Origin of the sequence: Nesterenkonia cremea, from assembly GCF_014642675.1 — a bacterium.
In the GTDB taxonomy this organism is placed as follows: Bacteria; Actinomycetota; Actinomycetes; order Actinomycetales; family Micrococcaceae; genus Nesterenkonia; species Nesterenkonia cremea.
This window is the reverse complement of the sequence record NZ_BMIS01000012.1, coordinates 69,624-87,843: the sequence shown is the minus strand read 5'-3', so window position 1 is coordinate 87,843 and position 18,220 is coordinate 69,624. Positions and strand designations below refer to the sequence as shown.

Below are 18,220 nucleotides of genomic sequence, written 5' to 3'. Positions count from 1 at the left end.
CCATCCTGACCAGCTCGTCAAATCAGCGTTTCCGCATGATCCTCAATCCGAACCAGCCGGCCGCATAACCTTACCAGACCATCCAGAGAAAACAAATCCCCTGTGTCCAGTCATGCAGGACCAGATAGCTAATTTATAAGAAAGAACAAACGCAGCAAAACTGCCGCTTAATCGTACACCAGGAAAGCTGATCAGTCCGCATTCCGCTTTTCCGACCGGCCTGGCCTCTCAGCCATGCGCCCTGGGCACGGATCAATACTTTAGCACCACTTTTCGCCGTATGAAAATTCGGCGTGAACTCGGCCCCTGGGTCCCCGGAATCACGAGGATCCAGGCCTTTTCAGTGGGTCAGCCCTCTGTCTGCATCAGCATCGAAGGCCTGAACACCCACTGTCCCTGCCACCGGCCGAAGAGGTCAAGCGCCTCCGCGAGCATGGCCGCGCGGAAGAGGACCGAGTCGATGCCGGTGCTCTCCACATCACTCTGCCGGTACCCCTCGATGAAGGCCTGACTGGTCTCCTCATACCAACGCCCGTAGTTCACCGGCTTCTTGGCGCCGTCCTCGCTGGGGATCTCGCTGGCCGACTCCATCACCAGCGCCGCGAAGGACATCAGCATGGTGACCACATCGCGCAGCGGCAGTGCATGGTTCACCATCCCGCCCTCCTCGTGAAAGACCCAGCCGTCCTGCCCTGGACGGTGGACATGCTGAAGGCTCAGGTCACCATGGATCCGCTGGAGCATCAGCGGTTCCTCGGCCTCGCCCAGCTGCTGATCCATGGAGTCGATGACCTCGCTGAGGTCAGCACTCTCATCCTCATCGAAGTCCTCACGCACTGCCTGCCACTGCTGTTCCAGAGCCTGCTGTGCGTTCTTGGCCATGCTACGCAGCTGATCAGCGCTCTGCGGGTAGGACCCGAAGGAACCGGCGAGGTCGGCATGAAGGTTCCCCAGAGAACGGCCCATCTCGCGGGCCTTCTCCGCGAAGGGCTCTGCCTGGGCCAGTGCGGTCTTGGCCAGATGCCATCCGTTGGGCGACTGGGTCAGGCCATCACGGATCACGGCCAGATCGCCCATCTCCCAGGCTATGTTCTCCTCATCGTAAGCCAGCGCACGGTTCTCCCAGGCACCGGAGACGATGCCCAGCACACGGGAGATGGTACGGGAGCGCGCCTGGGTCAGGGTCAGGACGGTGTCGAAGGATTCGCGGCGCTCCACCGAGGGGCGGCGGATGAACTCCACGACCACCTTGTCCTCGGCGGCGGCCTCCTCCTGAGCATGCTCGGGGGTGACCACAGTGCGGGTCACCGGACGGCTCTTGGGCTCGCCGGCGGTGCGGCGCAGCTTCACGGTGAAGGGCTCCCAGGAAGCGAAGTCGCCGAAGGCCTCTCCCTTGGAACGTCCATTACGGCTGCCCTGCCGACGCCGGGCCATCTCCAGCCAGGCGGAGAGGAAGGCACGGTCGCGAGCGCCGTCGTAGAGCCAGACCTCACCGAAGTCTGGGGTGGAGAGCTTGCCGATGAAGGCAGTCTTGCCGGCCAGAGCGGAGGGCCGGCTGCGCAGCGCCACCGGCACGGCGATGCGCTCGGTGCCCTCGGCATGCTCCACGTCGAAGACGTGCATCTCGAGGAAGAGCCGCTGATCGGCGTCGCCCTCTGGGGTGGGCAGGCGGAGACCGCCCGTCCGGGTCAGCGTGTAGCGGCCGATGCCCTGCGGGAACCACGGCTGATGCGGAAGCCAAGTCTGGAGGATGTCCAGGAAGCCAGGCTGCTCCTCACCGCGAATCCGCTTCATCAGTTCGCTCCCTCCACTCCTCAGGCCGCCCGTCCGGCGCCGCCGCTGCGCAGCGTGGCGATCTCATAGAGGCTGATCCCCACGGCCATGGAGGCGTTGAGAGATTCGGTGGCCGCGCTGATCGGGATGGACACGATCTGGTCGCAGTTCTCGCGGACCAGACGGGACAGGCCTTTGCCCTCGGAGCCGACCACGATGATGAGGGGTTCCTCAGCCAGCTCGAGGCCGGGAAGGTCGACATCGCCCTCGCCGTCGAGGCCGAGCACGAAGTAGCCCTCCTCCTTGGCCTCCTTGATGGCCTGGGTCAGGTTCTTAGCCCGCGCCACGGGCAGCCGGGCCGCTGCACCGGCCGAGGTCTTCCACACAGTGGCGGTGACTCCGGCGCTGCGCCGCTCCGGGATGAGCACGCCGTCGGCGCCGAAGGCGGCCGAGGCACGCAGAATCGCGCCCAGGTTGCGGGGATCGGTGATCGAATCGCAGGCCACCATCAGCGGCTGCTGCGGGATGTATCCCTTGCGGGCACGCTCCAGGGCATCCTCGAGGAACTCGCCGGCCTCGGCGTAGTCATAGGGCTCCAGCACCAGGGCCACACCCTGGTGGACGGCCTCACCGGTGGTGGTGTCCAGCTGGCGGCGCGAGACCTCCTTGACCCGGATGCCCCGCTCGGCGGCGAAGCGCAGGGACTCGCGGACCCGACCGTCAGAGTCGATGTCCGCGGCCACGTGGAGCTCCTTGGCCGGAATCCCCTCACGCAGCGCCTCGACCACAGCGTTGCGTCCAGCCACGGCGTCGTCGGTGCCGAAGCCGGAGCCGCGGGTGCGCGGCCGGTTGGCCTCGCGCTTGGCGGCGGCACGCTCCGCGAGCTGCTTGTTCTTATGCGCCTTGTGATAGACGCGATCCTCAGCCTTCGGCGTCGGGCCCTTGCCCTCCAGCTTGCGGCGGCCCTGGCCTCCGGAACCGGTGACCTGGCCCTTCTTGGTGCTCGCCTTCCGCACTGCTGCGGACTTCGGCCGTGAATCCTTCGCCATGGTCATGCACCTCCCTTGGTCAGCGACCATGTGGCCCCCGCAGGGGTGTCCTCGATCTGGACTCCGGCGGCGGTGAGCCTGTCCCGGATCGCATCTGCTGAGGCGAAGTCCTTGGCTGACTTCGCCTCAGCGCGTTCTGCCAGCTGGGCCTCGATCAGCGTCTCCAGCGCAGCGGCGGCAGGGCCCGAGGAGAGATCCGGCTCCGGAACCTCGAGCAGGCCCAGAACCGACATCATGGCCGCGACCTCCAGTCCGCGCTCCTCAGCGGCGGCAGAGTCTCCGGCATCCAGGGCGGTGTTGCCGGCCCGGACGGCCTCATGCAGCGCAGCCAGTGCGGCAGGGACGTTGAGGTCATCATCCATGGCCTCACGGAAGGCATCGGGGAGGTGACGCTGCGGACGCAGAGAGAAGGACTCCGGAAGCGCACGGTCCAAGAAGGACTCCACACGCTCGACGGCGGCCTCCGCCTCCTGCAGGGCACCGGGACGGTAGTCCAGCTGGGAGCGGTAGTGGGCCTGGCCCAGGAAGTAGCGCACCGCCTTGGGGCGGGCCTGCTCCAGCATCTCCTGTGGGGAGATCGTGTTACCCACCGACTTGGACATCTTCTCGCCCTCGTAGGTGACCATGCCGTTGTGCAGCCAGAAGCGGGCGAAGCCGTCGCCTGCGGCCGCCGACTGGGCCAGCTCGTTCTCATGGTGGGGGAAGCGCAGGTCCAGGCCGCCTCCGTGGATGTCGAAGGTGGAGCCCAGGTACTTGGTGGACATCGCCGAGCACTCAAGATGCCATCCCGGGCGGCCGCGGCCCCAGGGCGAATCCCAGGAGGCGGACTCCGGGTCTCCCTCCTTATGACCCTTCCACAGCGCGAAATCGCGCGGATCGCGCTTGCCGCGGGGGTCGGCGTCGGGGGCGTCCTGCATATCCTCAACCGACTGGCGGGTCAGCTCCCCGTACTGGGGCCAGGAGCGGACGTCGAAGTAGACGTCGCCGGAGCCGTCGGAGGCCGGATAGGCGTGGCCGGCGTCGATCAGCCGGCGCATCAGCTCGAACATCTCGGTCATATGACCGGTGGCGCGAGGCTCGCAGCGGGGCCGACGCACGCCCAGGGCGTCATAGGCCTCGTGGAAGGCCTGCTCGAAGCGGTAGGCCAGAGCGAACCAGGGCTCTTCGGCCGGGTAGTCCGCGCTGGGCAGGTAGTCCGCGCCGTAGGACGCCTCGGACTTCTCCAGGATCTTGTCATCGATGTCGGTGACGTTGCGGACACTCAGCACGTCATAGCCGGAGGCCTCCAGCCAGCGGATGAGGAGGTCGAAGGCCACCGCGGAGCGGACGTGGCCGACATGCGGCCGGCCCTGGACGGTCGCGCCGCAGTAGTACAGCGAGACGCGCCCCGGCTCCAGGGGCTCGAAGTCACGGGTGCTCGCTGTCTTGGTGTCGTAGAGTCGCAATGCCACGAGGTCAGCTTATCGTCTGTGGGCCGCGTCAGCGGGGCAGACCAACGCCGTGGCAGTGGCGAGGACCCCCTCGGAGCGTCCGGTGAAGCCCAGACCGTCCGATGTGGTCGCGCTGACCGAGACCGGAGCCCCGGCCGCCTCGCTGAGCACCTGCTGCGCCTCCTCGCGGCGCGGACCGAACTTGGGGCGCCGCGCCACCAGCTGCACGGCGATGTTGCCGATCTCGAAGCCGGCCTCACGCACCAGCCGCGCAGCCTCCGCCAGCAGCACGGCGCCGTGGGCGCCCTCCAGCTCAGGACGGCTGGTGCCGATGGTGTCCGCGCCGAAGTGCACCCCCAGATCCCCGATGCCGGCCGCGCTGAACAGCGCATCGCAGGCCGCGTGGGCGACGGCGTCGCCGTCGGAATGCCCGCTCAGGCCCTGCTCGCCGGGCCAGTGCAGTCCGGCCAGCCAGAGCTCGCGCTGCTCATCCAGGTCCGCCAGAGCATGGACATCATGTCCGATGCCGGTCCGCGGGATGGGCGGTGCGGGATGAGATGCCTGCATCAGGGCCTCCGCGGTGATCAGGTCGGTGGGCGTGGTGATCTTCAGGGACTGCTCGCTGCCGGGGACCAGCGCGACCGGGACTCCCATGTCCTCAGCGATCATCGCCTCATCGGTCAGCCGGTCCGCGGCCTCATCAGGGAGCTCCCCGATATGGGCGAAGGCCTGCTGGAGGAACTCCAGGGAGAACCCCTGGGGCGTCTGCACAGCACGCAGCTCGGCACGCGGCAGAGTCTCGCGGACGGTCTCCGGCTGGGGCTGCGCTGGGCTGTCCTCGCAGGACCGGGCGGCGTCGAACTTCTGGGTGGCCTTGATGGTGTCGGTGACCGCAAGCGCGGGCACCACGGCGCGGTGACCCTGCTCCACCGTCTCGAAGACGCGGCTGAAGACCTCAGTGGGGGTCAGCGGGCGGGCGGCGTCGTGGATGAGGACCGCCGTATGCTGTGGATCCCAGCCCAGCGGCTCGCCGTGGCTGCGGACCGCCTCCAGCCCGGCGCGTACCGAGGCAGGACGGCTGGAGCCGCCGGCGATGGTGATCACCTCGGCGCCGCAGCGTGCGGCCGGACCCTCGGCCGCGGCGGCCATGGCCGAATGATGCGGCTCCTCCCTCGGAAGAACCAGCACCACGACGCCGATGCTCAGTTCCGGAGTCAGCGGCTCCAGAGCGCGGCTGATGATGGGATGACCGGCCAGGTCCACGGAGGCTTTGGGCTGCCCGTAGCCGAGCCGCTGCCCGCTGCCCGCCCCCACAATGACGAGCGCCCGGCGCTGTTCAGCTGCCGGGCGACTCATCTGGGATATGTCAGCGGGCGCGGCCTGAGGCCTCACCTGCGATCTGTTCACTTCTTGGAATCGGCCCCTGCCACGGGGGCCTCGTCCAGAACCTCGTCGAGCAGCTTCTCAGCCTGCTCCTCCTCGAGCTTCTTGGCCAGTGCCAGCTCGGAGACCAGGATCTGGCGCGCCTTGGCCAGCATGCGCTTCTCGCCTGCGGAGAGACCGCGGTCGTTCTCGCGGCGCCAGAGGTCCCGAACCACTTCGGCGACCTTGTTGACGTCGCCGGAAGCCAGCTTCTCCAGGTTCGCCTTATAGCGGCGGGACCAGTTGGTGGGCTCCTCGGTGTGCTCCGCACGGAGGACGTCGAAGACGTGCTCCAAGCCCTCGGTTCCGACGACATCGCGGACACCCACGAGATCGACGTTGTCCGCTGGGACTTCGATGGTCAGGTCACCCTGGGAGACCCTCAGCTTCAGATAGGTCTTCTCCTCACCCCGGACGGTGCGAGTCTTGACCTCTTCGATGGTGGCCGCACCGTGGTGCGGGTATACGACTGTCTCGCCGACCTCAAAAACCATGTATTGTTCCCCTTTCCCGCGTATCAGTTTATCACGGGTCACATTTCGGCCAGCGTGTCGTCCTGAGCAACTGCCATGACACGCAATAAGCTACGCGCCCACGCTTTTTCTACATCGCGTAGAATCACTGTCAGCACCCAAGCGCGCAGGCGCTCAACCTGTGTGACCCGGACAGCATCTCCAGGCCTCGATGAAGTAGGCTTGGACGCGATCTATGTCGCACTGAGATCAGAGGAGACTCTCGACGTGAAGTTCGCAGCTGACAAGGCCCGCCGTCCGGCGCTGGCCACCCTTGCAGCGGCTGCCATTATGGGCGCCACCGGCTGCAGCGCGATCAACTATCAGGCCACCACGCACCAGTACGACCCCTCCGACGGCGTCGGCGTGGAGATCGGCGACGTGAAGTACGCCGACATCATCTTCCTCACCACCGAGGAGGGCGAGGCTGCCCGCGCCATCGGTTCGATCGTGAACACCGAGTACGGTCAGAACGCGACCCCCGCAGAGGTCGAGATCAGCGTGGACGGAGAGACCTACTCGACCACGCTGGAGCCCGGCGAGCGGATCTCCCTGGAGCACGACGACGAGTTCATCGTCAACGGCTTCGAAGGCGACATCGGAAGCTTCTACGAGGTCGAGTACACCGTGGACGGCGAGACCCAGAGCGTTCCCACCACCGTGCTGGACGGCACGCTGGAAGAGTACCGCGAGGCTCTGCTCGAGGACTTCGACGACAAGGACATCGCGCACCTCGAGGACTGCACCGCCACCCACGGCGGCGGCGCTGCGGATGACCCGCACGACGAGGACGGCCTGGAGCTCTGCAACGACTTCTACATGGAGGTCTACGAGGAGCAGCAGGCTCAGCTCGAGGCTGAGGGCGAGGACGAGGGCGGCCACTGAGCCCCCATCCCTGAGCCGCCACAGTGAGGGCCCGGTCGGATCACCGACCGGACCCTCACTGTGTCTCGGGGCGCTGTCACTGGGGTGCTGAGATTCTGGGGTGCTGAGTCTGCGCGCCCGAGGCGGACGTTCGGTACGTGAGGTGCGCTGCGGGCAACGGGCCCGATCAGCAGGCGGAGTCCAGCGCCTCCTGGATCAGACGCCGCAGCCGCACGGGGTCAAAGCGCCAGAAGTCACGCACCGTCCCGTCGATGCGCAGCACGGGGATCTCCTCCGCGTAGAGCTCTCGCAGCTGCTGATCCTCAGTGATGTCGACGACCTGGTGGGTCAGCCCGAACTCGGCGCAGGCCTGCCGGGTCACCTCCACCGCGTCCTCGCAGAGATGGCAGCCCTGCTTGGTCAGGACCTCCACCGTCACCTGCTCACCCATATCTGTCCTCCCTGTGTGAGTGCCCTCCGATACGACAGAACCCCGAAGCATACGCTCCGGGGTTCTGGACGATACAGCCGATGAGGCTGGATCACTTATTGCGCCGCTGGTGGCGAGTCTTGCGCAGACGCTTGCGGTGCTTCTTCTTCGCCATACGCTTACGGCGCTTCTTGATCACAGAGCCCATAGGGTACTGGTCCTTGTCTGTAGGTGAATGTCAGCCAAAAGGTCTCGGAACAGTGTAACGGCAACCTCAGGCACCGGCAGAATCGGCTTGAGGCGCCTCAGTCGTACCAGGGGTCCAGCCCGTAGAGCGGGAAGATCTCCTTGCGCGTCTGCATGACTGCGCGGTCCACAGCGTCGGAGGGGTCGTAGCCCAGCTCCCAGGAGCGCCACCACAGAGCGGCGTCGTCACCCATGGTCTGCGGAGCCTCCACCTCGCAGGCTGTCCGGACGTAGTCGCGCCAGGCCTGCGGCACCTCCGTGTGCGCCCGCAGCGGGCTGCCGGCGGCCACGGCGGTCAGATGCGTCCAGGCCCGCGGCACCACGTCATGGACCGCATAACCCCCTCCGCCGGTGGCGATCCACCGGTTCTCCGTATGCTCCTCGGCCAGATGCGAGACGTCCAGGGCCATCTGGCGCTGCGCATCCACCGACAGCTGCAGATCGCTCAGCGGATCGGACATATGGGAGTCGCAGCCGTGCTGGGAGACGATGGCCTCGGGCTCGAAGGCCTGGACCAGCTGCGGGACCACGGCGTGGAAGGCGCGCAGCCAGCCGGCGTCACCGGTTCCCGGGGGCAGCGCGATGTTGACCGCGGTGCCCTCCGCCCCGACGGGCCCACCCCCGCCGGTCTCATTGGGAAAGCCGGTGCCGGGGAACAGCGTGGTCCCGGTCTGGTGCAGGGAGACAGTCATGACCCGGGGGTCGTCGTAGAAGATGCTCTGTGTGCCGTCGCCGTGATGGGCATCCACATCCAGGTAGAGAATCCTGCGGGCTCCGGTGCGGCCGGGGCCCGGCTCCAGCAGACGGTGGATGGCCAGGGCGGCGTCGTTGTAGACGCAGAAGCCGCCGGCCTTGGCGCGGGAGGCATGGTGCATGCCCCCGGCGAAGTTCACCGCATGGACTGCCGCACCCTCCAGCAGGGCGTCGGCACAGCGCAGCGTGCCCTCGGCGATGCGTGCGGCGCCCTCGTGCAGCTCGGGGAAGACCGGAGTGTCCTCAGTGCCCAGACCATGTTCGGTGGAGGCCTCCCCGCGGGAGGATCCGGCGCGGACCGCCTCGATATAGGCGGGGTCATGGATGGTTCGCAGGGTCTCATCCGAAGCGATCCCCGGAGTGATCAGCGAGACCTGCGGGTCCTCGAAGATCCCGAACTCGCGGCAGAGCCGCTCAGTGAGCTTCAGCCGGACCGGATCCATGGGATGGGTGGCGTTGAAGCGGTAGCTCAGCAGGGCTGGATCCCAGACCACCGCAGTGGGCACAGTTGCCCGAAAACTGGTCTGCTGCGAGCCGGCGGCTGACGAGGTACGCGTCACACCCGAAAGCCTACGGGAACTCAGGGCGGGTCTCGCAATCGGCCTGGCCAGGTGACGTCGCCGCGCTCACCCTGTGCGCAGACCACGCTCAGAAGACCGTCCTCAGGCGGAGTCGGCGAAGCCCTCCAGCACGGTGACGTCTCCGGAGACGATGATCGTGTCCCCGGCGGAGACCTTGGTGTCCGGCTGGGCGTAGACGAAGTCCTTGCCCGGGGACTTCACCCCGACCACGTTGACCCCGTGGCGCTTGCGCGGCTGGCACTGGTCGATGGTCTTGCCGTGCAGGTCCTTGGGCGGACGCATCTTGACGATGGCGAAGTCATCGTCGAATTTGATGAAGTCCAGCATCTGGCCCGGGACCAGGTGGGCCGCACGCACGCCGGCGTCGTGCTCCGGGTAGATCACGTGGTGGCAGCCGATGCGGGTGAGGATCTTGCCGTGGGTGGGGTTGATCGCCTTGGCCCAGACCTGCTTCACGCCCAGGTCCACGAGGTTCGCCGCAATCAGCACACTGGACTCGATGGAGGTCCCGACGCCGACCACGGCGCTGTCGAACTCCTCGGCACCCAGCTGCTTCAGCGCCTCGATGTCGGTGGCGTCGGCCTCGACCACATGGGTCAGGCTGTCGGCGTGCTTCTGCGCGAGGCTGCGGCTGCGCTCGACGGCGAGCACCTCTTTGTTCTGCGCGATCAGCTGCTCGGACAGGGCGATCCCGAAGCGCCCCAGGCCGACGACGAGCACCGGCTTATTGCTGTGTCTCTGCTTTGCCACGTATGTGTCCTCTCCGGCAGGATGGCTCAGCCGATGATGGGCCGGGCCTCAGGATAGCGGTAACGGGTTCGGCTGTGACGGATGGTCAGCGCCGCAGCGAAGGTCATGATGCCGATGCGCCCGGCGAACATCAGTGCAGAGAGCACGTAGAGCCCCGAGGGCGGCAGCTCCTCAGTGAGTCCGGAGGTGAGTCCGCAGGTGGCGAAGGCTGAGATGGATTCGAAGAGCGGGCGCTCCAGGTCGTCTCCGGTGATGATGATCAGCGCCAGGGTGGAGAGCAGCACGAAGGTTGCACCCATGGCCACCACGGAGACGGCCACACGCACCGCCTGGGCGGGGATGGTGCGGCCGTGGGCGGTGGACTCCTCGTGACCGCGGGCCTCGGCCAGGAACGCCAGGAAGATCACTGCGATGGTGGTGACCTTGATGCCGCCTGCGGTGGAGGCGGAACCGCCTCCGGCGAACATCAGGGCGTTGGTGACCAGCATGGTCTCGGAGTGCTCCATGACGTTGTCCACCACGGAGAATCCGCCCGAGCGCATCATCACCGAGGCGAAGAGTGAGTTCTGCAGCTTCTCCCCGGTGCTCATCTGTCCGAGGGTGTCGGCGTGGTTCCACTCCAGGACGGCGTAGAGCACCGCGCCGACGATCATCAGCAGCAGGGTCACCTCCACGGTCAGCCGGGTGTGCAGGCTCCAGCGCTTGATATGCCAGCGGTAGCGCCAGAGCAGCAGCAGGACCGGGAAGCCGAGGCTGCCCAGGAACACACCGACCATCAGGGTCCACAGCACCAGCGGGTCATGGTCGATGCCGGCCAGACCCTCGGGGTGGATGACGAAGCCTGCGTTGTTGAAGGCTGAGACCGAGTAGAAGATCCCATGCCAGAGCCCGGTGGCGACGTCGCCCTCCAGGGCGATCAGCCGGGGCACCAGCACCAGGGCCAGGGCCAGCTCGACGACGGCGGAGAAGATCACCACGATCTTGATCAGCGAGCCGGTCTCCCCGAGCTTGCCGGTGGAGATGCCCTCCTGAGCCACCAGCCGGGTGCGCAGCCCGAGGTGCCGGGTCACCGAGATCGCCAGCAGGGCGGCGATGGTGATGATGCCCAAGCCGCCCACCTGGATGCCCACCAGGATCACGATCTCCCCGGCCAGGGACCAGTGCTCGGCCGTGTTCACCGGTGTCAGGCCCGTGACGGTGACCGCGGAGGTGGCCACGAAGAGAGCATCGTGGAAGTCCGGGGCGCTGCCGCTGGCCGTGGCCCAGGGCATCATCAGCAGGGAGGTGAACAGCCCGATGGTCAGGGCGAAGATGAGCAGGGCGGCACGGGCCGGCGATGATCCCGAGAGCCGGCCCAACCACCTGGTGAAGCTGCGCCAGGCGCTGGTCTCATGCATCTGCTGGCCGTAGGCCGGCGGACGGTGCGTGGTGTCCCCCTGCATGCTCCCCAGCCTACGACTGTTCAGGTGCTGATGCGGCATCGCCCGGCGAGGAGGCGATTCCGCTCAGCTGCCGCGCAGCTGCTCGGTGATCTCCGCAGCGCGGGTGGAGCTGGCCTTGGCCCCGACGCGGATGGCCTCAGCCATGCCGCGGGCGTCGAAGGTCTCGATGGCCTGCTGCGTAGTCCCGTTGGGGCTGGTCACCTTGCGGCGCAGCTGGGCGGCGTCGGCCGGCGTCGCAGTGTGGGAGGGCCGGTTCTCCACCAGCATCCGGCCCGCCCCGTAGAGGGTCTGGGCGGCCAGATCCGCGGCCAGCTCAGGGTCCAGGCCCATCTCCACACCGGCGGCGGCCATATGCTCGGCCAGGTAGAAGGCGTAGGCGGGGCCGGAGCCGGCGACGCCGGTCAGCGCGTCGATCTGCTCCTCGGCCAGGATGAGCACCGCTCCGCTGGCGCCCATCAGCTCAGCCACCTGCTGGGTCTGCTGCTCGCTGCTGTGGGTGCCGGCCGCCAGGCCCACCACACCCTGTCCCACGGAGAGCGGAGTGTTGGGCATGGTCCGGATGGCCGGCTGACCGGGGGCCAGAGCCTGCTCCATCATGTCCAGGGTGACCGCGGCGGCCACCGAGACCACCACGGCCTCAGGCTTCAGCGCGTCCCGGATCTCGGCGCACAGATCGGTGATCTGGTGGGGCTTCACCCCGAGGAAGACGATGTCCGCCTGGCCGGCGGCGGTGCGGTTGGCGGCCTCATCCTGCTCCTCGGCCAGGACGGTGACGCCGTACTGCTCGGAGCGTGCCTGCGCGGAGGCCGCCGAGCGGGAGGTGGCGATGATGTCCTCGGGCGCAGTGCCCGCGCCCAGGAAGCCGGAGAGGATGGCCCCGTTCATGGACCCCAGGCCCAGCATGGCGATTCTCGGTGTGCTCATGGCACCACCCTATGGGACGCACGGAATTCGCCAGCCTCATCCCGAGCAAGGCCGCCAGTAATTCCTCATCTACGCGGCCTTGGCATAAACTTCGGCTTGTTCGAGCACGAGCTGAACTGCCTCTTCCCGCTTGTCAGGTGGGTATTTATAGTGCCGGAGGAGACGCTTGATATCGCGTCGCATCTTGGCTCTCACTGACTTCCTGCTGGTCCAATCTACGGCAACAGATCTCTGCACGGACTGGACGAGTTCCACGGTGATCTGCTTGAGGGTCTCATCTCCCAAGTCTTCGACTGCCGCGTCGTTTTGCCGGATAGCGTCGTAGAAAGCCATTTCAGCGACAGAGAGCCCAAGTCGCTCTGCCTCCTGAGGCTCGTCACGGATGTCTTTCGCCAGGGCGGCCAGCTCCGCGATGACCTCTGCGGCGGTGAGCGCCTGGTTCGTGTACTTGTTCACGGCATCATCGAGCCGCTCTGAGAATGCCCGGCCTTTGACGACGTTCCGCCGCTTCACGCTGCGCACCTCATCATCGAGGAGCTTACGCAGCATTGTGAGCTGCAGATTAGCCCGCTCGTCATGCACCAACGAGCCCAGGAACTCGTCACTGAGCAGGGAGAGCTCGGGCTTCTCCTGTCCGGAGAAACCGTAGACGTCGATCACCTTGTCTGCGGCGATGGCGGCATTGACGAGATCTCCCAACGCGCTGTCCATCTCCTCCGCCGAGGATCCGGCCAGCCCTGACCCGGTGTCCTGGAACTTCTCTACGCCGGCGCGGACCGCAGCGAAGAGGGCGACGTCATCGCGGATGGCTGCGGCCTCGTCGCGTGTGCCTGCCAGTGAGAAAGCTTTGACCAGGGCAAGGGTCTGGTCCCGGAAACGTCTGGCCCGCTCAGCGTCAGCCAGCACGAAGTTGAGGACGTCGTTGTACTGCTCCTGACGCTGGGCAGAGGACATGCCAGCCGTGCTGGTGTAACGCACCCCGTAGAGGATGTCCCGGACGACGCCGTATTTCTCCTGCATCACGGCCACGACTTCGTCGATCGGAACACCGGCCTGTTCGCGATCTGTGGGCGAGTACTCGCCCAGCGCGTTCTGGAGGCGGGTGAAGATTCCGATGTAATCGACGATGAGGCCGCCGGTCTTGTCCTTGAAGGTGCGGTTGACCCGTGCGATCGCCTGCATGAGGCCGGCACCACGCATGGTCTTGTCCACGTACATCGTGTTCATGGATGGCGAGTCGAAGCCGGTGAGCCACATGTCGCGGACGATCACGAGCTCCAGGGAGTCCTCCGGGTTCTTCGCCCGCGCCTTGAGCTGATTGCGCGTCTGCTTGTCGTAGAGATGAGCTTGGAAGTTCTGCGGGTCTGAGGCCGAGCCGGTCATGACTACTTTGATCCGTCCCTCAGATGGATCCTCAGAGTGCCAGTCCGGTCGCAACGCCGTGATCTTCTCGTAGAGTCGTACGGCGATGCGCCGGCTCATAGTCACGATCATGGCTTTGCCGCCCAGGAGAGAATTCCTACGGTTCTCCCAGTGCTCGACGATGTCTGCAGCGATCATGTCCAGGCGCGACTCGGATCCGACGATGGCTTCAAGACGGGCCCACTTCGATTTGGCCTTCTCACCGAGTTCCTCTTCGCTGTCCCCGACGATCTGCTCCGCCAGTTCATCCAGCGTGTCGAGGTCGTCTTCGTTGAGCCCGATCTTCGCGAGTCGCGACTCGTAGTAGATCTTCACCGTGGCTCCGTCGTCCACGGCGCGAGTGAGGTCATAGATGTCGATGTAGTCGCCGAAGACGCTGCGGGTTGATTTGTCGGCGGATTCGATCGGGGTGCCGGTGAAGCCAAGGAAGGTTGCCCCGGGCAGCGCATCCCGCATGTGCTTGGCGAAGCCTGCTTTTAGCTGTCCCGTCTCTCCGTCGAGCCGGGATTTCAGACCGTACTGTGAGCGGTGAGCTTCATCGGCAACCACCACGACGTTACGACGGTCGGTGAGCACAGGGTTGTCACCGTCGGGCACGCCGAACTTCTGCAGCGTGGTGAAGATGATGCCGCCGGACGCTCGGCGCAGCTTAGCTCTGAGGTCGTCTCGCGTGTCTGCCTGAGTCGCGGATTCAGGCAGGATGTGCGCTGGGGCGAAGACCTCGGCAAAGAGCTGGTCGTCGAGATCGTTGCGGTCTGTGAGGAACACCAGAGTGGGGTTGGCCATCCTGATGTCGCGCATAATCTTGGCCGCGTAGAAGACCATCTCGAAGCTCTTTCCAGAGCCCTGGGTATGCCAGATGACGCCACCACGCCGATCACCGTCCGGCTGGGAAGCACGAATGGTGGATTCCACGGCTTTGTTGACCGCCCAGTACTGGTGGTACTTGGCCGCGCGCTTGATGTGGATCTGTTTGGCGGTGCCGTCCTTCTCGGTGATCGTCTCCTCGGAGAACACGATGAAGTTCTTCAGGATGTCCAGGAAGCGCGTCTTCGGGAAGACTCCTTTAATGAGGATGTCGAGCGAGGGCGTTCCCGTGATCTCTTCACCGTCGATGGTCTTCCACGGAGCGTAGTGCTCCCAGTGGGCGGTGAAGGTGCTCATGGCTGCCGCAGTTCCGTCGCTGATCACCGTCAGTGCGTTGGTATTGAAGACCGACGGGATGTCGCGACGGTAGGTCTGCACCTGGTTGAAGGCAGATTTCAACGTGGCGTTGTGGGCGACTGCGGACTTCAGTTCGAAGAGTGCCACCGGGACCCCATTGAGGTACACCAGCACGTCCGGTCGTCGGTTGCGGTTCTCGATGACTGTGACCTGATTGACCGTCGCCCAGTCGTTCAGCTCGGGATTCTGGAAGTCGACCACATGAACCGTAATGGTCCGCACCTGACCTGCAGCGTTACGGTGCTCGATCGGGACGCCTTCGGTGAGGAGGCGGTGGATACGGTGATTCTCCGTGAGCGTGTCCTGCGATTCAGGACGCTGGATCTTCTTGATCGCTTCGGCACAGACGTCAGCCGGGACGTCAGGGTTGATCCGCTCAACCGCACTGCGGAGCCGCTCGCCAAGGAACACGTCGTCCCACGACGCGCGCTCCGCCGCCTCAGCATCGGGGCCCAGGTCCGGACCGTGCAACACCTCGTAGCCCAACGCTTCGAGCCACTCGAGTGCCGCGTCCTCCACCAGCTCTTCGGTGTAGACCGTCATGAGACAGCCTCCTTCACTGCTTCAGCCGCCTCCGGAACCCGGATCCGCCCAGACAGGAGCTCTGGAAGTAGCGCGTCACGCAGAGCTTCGAGCTTCCGGTTCTCCTGTTCAGCAACCTTGAGACGCTCCCAGAGCGGCCCGAGGACACTATTCAATGCTTCTATAGTGTTTGGTTCCGGAAGAGCGACTCGTGTTGATTCAAGGTGCCCACGCTTAATATGGCCCATGGTGGTCGCCTTGTCCTTCGCAATCGCCTGGAACTCTGCGATCACCGAGTGCAACCGATCATAGACGAGCCAATCTGGGAACCCACTCGGAAGCACCTTGAAGATGTGCTGGTTAATGATCGCTTCATCACGGAACCATCGATAAACACCGAGGGTTCCGGACCACGACATGAGGAGATCACCGGGCCGAGCTGTCTTGTCATCTGGCACGTCTATATCGTTGTATACAGTCGAAGCCCCGGGCCCTGAGTTTAGATCCTTGATCCTAATGACCATCCTGCCCGATCCTGTAGCGCCTTTCGTGTATGCACCGCCGTTCACGAAGCGTGCAATCTCGGAAACAGCCACGGTTTCAGGCTCCGACACTACTTCCTTGGTCACACAAGAGTGGATCAGGTCAGTACCGAGAGAAATCTTCCGACGATTCGAGTCGATCTTGTCGTCCAGCACCCCGAGCGTTGTCGCAATTCCCCGCTGCTCTCCCAATGACGGCAGCGGAATCTCCACTGACTCGGCAAAACGCGTGTACTGGAAGCGCCCCACCCCCGTGTGGCGGACCTCGTGTTGCCGCATCTGGCCGCTGAGGTACATATCCTGAAGGAACCAGAAGACGTAACTAGGACTGGCCAGCTTCTTGTCTACCCTCAGAAACCTCGCGAAGCTGGCACAAGTCGCGGGCTCTCCGAGCGATTTCAGGACACCGGGAGTAACTAGCATCGTTCTCCCCGTTGGACGATCCTGAGTGCCCCCTGCAGTTTCAAGCAGAATGTCCCAAGGCTCCAAGTGACGACGCCAAACATTTCGCTCCGGCATGTAGCGACGCGGGACGGATGAAGAATCGCCAAAGCGAAGGCGCTCGAAATCAGTACCCCTAATCACCCGATAGGGAGTATGGCCATCTTCCGCCTCAGAGAGCCCCCAGTCCCCATCCTTCGTAGTGACAAGTAGGTCCTTCAGGAAAACTCTGGAGCTAGTCATCGCAAGTCTCCAAGGAGATTCCGTATACCCTGCTCGAGCTCCCGCCCTCGGTCAAACTCTGCATACAGCGCCTGAGTGAGGCGTTCAATCTTTTCCTCGATCGGCTCACCATCCACTGCAACTTCTTCCAGGCCGACGTAGCGCCCTGGAGTGAGAATAAAATCGTTATTGGAAATGTCTTCAAGACTCGCAGCATTGGCAAATCCTGGGACATCCTCATACTCTCCGTCTCGATTCCGCCACGAGTGGTATGTATCAGCGATCTTAGCAATGTCGTCGTCGTCCAGAACTCGATGCCTACGCGATTCCAAACGGCCCAACTGGCGGGCGTCGATGAACAGAACCTCACCCTTGCGCTCAAGGTGTCCGCTACCGTGGCGGTTCTTCGAGAAGAACCACAGACTCACCGGAATGGTCGTGTTAAAGAAGAGCTTGTCAGGCATTGCTACAATGCAATCTACCAACTCGGACTCCACCAACTTCCGGCGGATTTCTCCCTCGCCGCCAGATTTGGAACTGAGGCTTCCGTTGGCCAAGACGATGCCAGCATGCCCATCAGGCGCCAGGTGGTGAATGAAATGCTGAATCCACGCGAAGTTTGCATTCCCCTCAGGCGGCAACCCGTACTTCCAACGCGGATCGTCCTGGAGCTTGGGGTGAAACCAGTCACTCTGATTAAACTTCGGATTCGCGAGCACGTAATCCACTCGCAGATCAGGATGCAGATCTTCAGCAAAGGAATCGGCTGCCTTCTTACCGAGATCAGCATCAAGGCCGCGAATCGCCAGGTTCATCTTGGCCAGCTTCCACGTGGTGTGGGTGTACTCCTGGCCGTAGATCGAAATGTCATCGCGCTGACCGCCGTGGGCCTTCACGAAGTCCATGGACTCGACGAACATGCCGCCGGACCCACAGGCCGGGTCATAAACGCGCCCCTTATAGGGCTCGAGCATCTCCACCAGCACCTTGACCACCGAACGGGGCGTGTAGAAGGCGCCAGCGTCCTTACCTGACTCCCGGCCGGCGAACTGGCCGAGGAAGTACTCGTAGACGCGGCCGAGGACGTCGTCGCTGCCGTGGTCCTGCGATGCGTGGAACCCGATGGAGCCGATGAGGTCCACCAGCTCGCCCAGCTTGCGCTGGTCGAGGCCCTCACGGGCGTAGTTGTTCGGGAGCACGCCCACGAGCGTGGGGTTCTCCTTTTCGATAAGGTCCATGGCCTGGTCGATCCGCTCGCCGACGCGCTCGGTCTTGGCCATGTCCTGCACGGCGCTGTAGCGAGCAGCCATGGGCACCCAGAAGACGTTTTCCGCGGTGTACTCGTCGCGGTCCTCCAGGGTTTCTGCGATCTCGTGAGGGTCGAGACCGTCCTCTTGGAGTTCTTCCTCGAGCTTCTGACGGTATTCGACGAAGCGGTCGGAGATGTACTTCAGAAACACGAGACCGAGCACCACGTGCTTGTACTCGCCCGGCTCCTGGTTTCCGCGGAGAGTCTCAGCGGCCTCCCAGAGCGTCTGCTCGAGGGTCTTCTTCGCCTGCCCCTTCGCAGCGCCCTTCTTCGCGCCCCGCTTGGCGGTTCCAGCCTCAGCCAAATCTTTACCCCTCATCATCGCGGTCCGGCCAACGGCATCAACTCTACCGAGAACCTAA

Annotated in this window: 15 protein-coding genes; 1 reads left to right on the top strand and 14 read right to left on the bottom strand. The window is 64.7% G+C overall.

Translation table 11 applies throughout. From position 1 onward, the window contains the following. Positions 1 to 348: 348 nt before the first annotated feature. The 5 genes from IEW85_RS11925 to IEW85_RS11905 are packed head-to-tail and all read right to left on the bottom strand — an operon-like array spanning position 349 to position 6,168. Positions 349 to 1,794, bottom strand: coding sequence for a maltokinase N-terminal cap-like domain-containing protein (locus tag IEW85_RS11925; protein ID WP_188686002.1), 1,446 nt, complete (start codon positions 1,792 to 1,794; stop codon positions 349 to 351). 20 nt (positions 1,795 to 1,814) lie between these two features. After that, positions 1,815 to 2,822 carry a 23S rRNA (guanosine(2251)-2'-O)-methyltransferase RlmB gene (rlmB, locus tag IEW85_RS11920; protein ID WP_188685999.1) on the bottom strand — a complete coding sequence of 336 codons (1,008 nt, stop codon included), beginning with the start codon at positions 2,820 to 2,822 and terminating at the stop codon, positions 1,815 to 1,817. A gap of 2 nt (positions 2,823 to 2,824) precedes the next feature. Next, positions 2,825 to 4,273, bottom strand: coding sequence for a cysteine--tRNA ligase (gene cysS, locus IEW85_RS11915; RefSeq protein ID WP_188685997.1), 1,449 nt, complete (start codon positions 4,271 to 4,273; stop codon positions 2,825 to 2,827). A 9-nt stretch (positions 4,274 to 4,282) separates the two neighbouring features. Beyond that, the gene (ispF, locus tag IEW85_RS11910) at positions 4,283 to 5,608 is read right to left on the bottom strand and encodes a 2-C-methyl-D-erythritol 2,4-cyclodiphosphate synthase (protein ID WP_188685995.1); all 1,326 of its coding nucleotides are present in this window, start codon (positions 5,606 to 5,608) and stop codon (positions 4,283 to 4,285) included. Positions 5,609 to 5,655: 47 nt separating this feature from the next. Further along, positions 5,656 to 6,168, bottom strand: a complete 513-nt coding sequence (locus IEW85_RS11905) for a CarD family transcriptional regulator (protein WP_188685993.1) — start codon at positions 6,166 to 6,168, stop codon at positions 5,656 to 5,658. Between the two features lie 246 nt (positions 6,169 to 6,414). On the opposite strand from IEW85_RS11905, the gene IEW85_RS11900 reads away from it, so the two are divergent. Next, entirely contained in the window at positions 6,415 to 7,071 is a 657-nt protein-coding gene (locus tag IEW85_RS11900) for a hypothetical protein (protein WP_188685991.1), read from the top strand. A 166-nt stretch (positions 7,072 to 7,237) separates the two neighbouring features. Here the strand turns inward: IEW85_RS11900 and IEW85_RS11895 are convergent, their stop codons facing one another. The 9 genes from IEW85_RS11895 to IEW85_RS11855 all read right to left on the bottom strand — a co-directional run bounded on the left by IEW85_RS11895 (position 7,238) and on the right by IEW85_RS11855 (position 18,162). Then, positions 7,238 to 7,501: a glutaredoxin family protein gene (locus tag IEW85_RS11895; protein WP_188685989.1), complete on the bottom strand. Its 264-nt coding sequence runs from the start codon at positions 7,499 to 7,501 to the stop codon at positions 7,238 to 7,240. Positions 7,502 to 7,592: 91 nt separating this feature from the next. Beyond that, entirely contained in the window at positions 7,593 to 7,688 is a 96-nt protein-coding gene (locus IEW85_RS11890) for a 30S ribosomal protein bS22 (RefSeq protein ID WP_022873036.1), read from the bottom strand. Between the two features lie 97 nt (positions 7,689 to 7,785). Continuing rightward, the gene (locus IEW85_RS11885) at positions 7,786 to 9,039 is read right to left on the bottom strand and encodes an acetoin utilization protein AcuC (protein WP_229658999.1); all 1,254 of its coding nucleotides are present in this window, start codon (positions 9,037 to 9,039) and stop codon (positions 7,786 to 7,788) included. Between the two features lie 102 nt (positions 9,040 to 9,141). Beyond that, entirely contained in the window at positions 9,142 to 9,780 is a 639-nt protein-coding gene (locus tag IEW85_RS11880; RefSeq protein WP_188686017.1) for a potassium channel family protein, read from the bottom strand. A 56-nt stretch (positions 9,781 to 9,836) separates the two neighbouring features. Further along, the gene (locus IEW85_RS11875) at positions 9,837 to 11,252 is read right to left on the bottom strand and encodes a TrkH family potassium uptake protein (protein WP_229658998.1); all 1,416 of its coding nucleotides are present in this window, start codon (positions 11,250 to 11,252) and stop codon (positions 9,837 to 9,839) included. A 63-nt stretch (positions 11,253 to 11,315) separates the two neighbouring features. Further along, complete coding sequence (proC, locus tag IEW85_RS11870; RefSeq protein ID WP_188685987.1) at positions 11,316 to 12,176, bottom strand: pyrroline-5-carboxylate reductase; 861 nt, start codon at positions 12,174 to 12,176, stop codon at positions 11,316 to 11,318. A 69-nt stretch (positions 12,177 to 12,245) separates the two neighbouring features. Then, on the bottom strand, positions 12,246 to 15,365 hold the full coding sequence (locus IEW85_RS11865) for a type I restriction endonuclease subunit R (RefSeq protein ID WP_188685986.1): 3,120 nt from the start codon (positions 15,363 to 15,365) through the stop codon (positions 12,246 to 12,248). After that, the gene (locus IEW85_RS11860) at positions 15,362 to 16,309 is read right to left on the bottom strand and encodes a restriction endonuclease subunit S (RefSeq protein ID WP_188685983.1); all 948 of its coding nucleotides are present in this window, start codon (positions 16,307 to 16,309) and stop codon (positions 15,362 to 15,364) included. Before IEW85_RS11860 ends, IEW85_RS11865 begins: the two co-directional genes overlap by 4 nt. A 257-nt stretch (positions 16,310 to 16,566) precedes the next feature. Beyond that, complete coding sequence (locus tag IEW85_RS11855) at positions 16,567 to 18,162, bottom strand: type I restriction-modification system subunit M (RefSeq protein ID WP_229658997.1); 1,596 nt, start codon at positions 18,160 to 18,162, stop codon at positions 16,567 to 16,569. Positions 18,163 to 18,220: the final 58 nt, after the last annotated feature.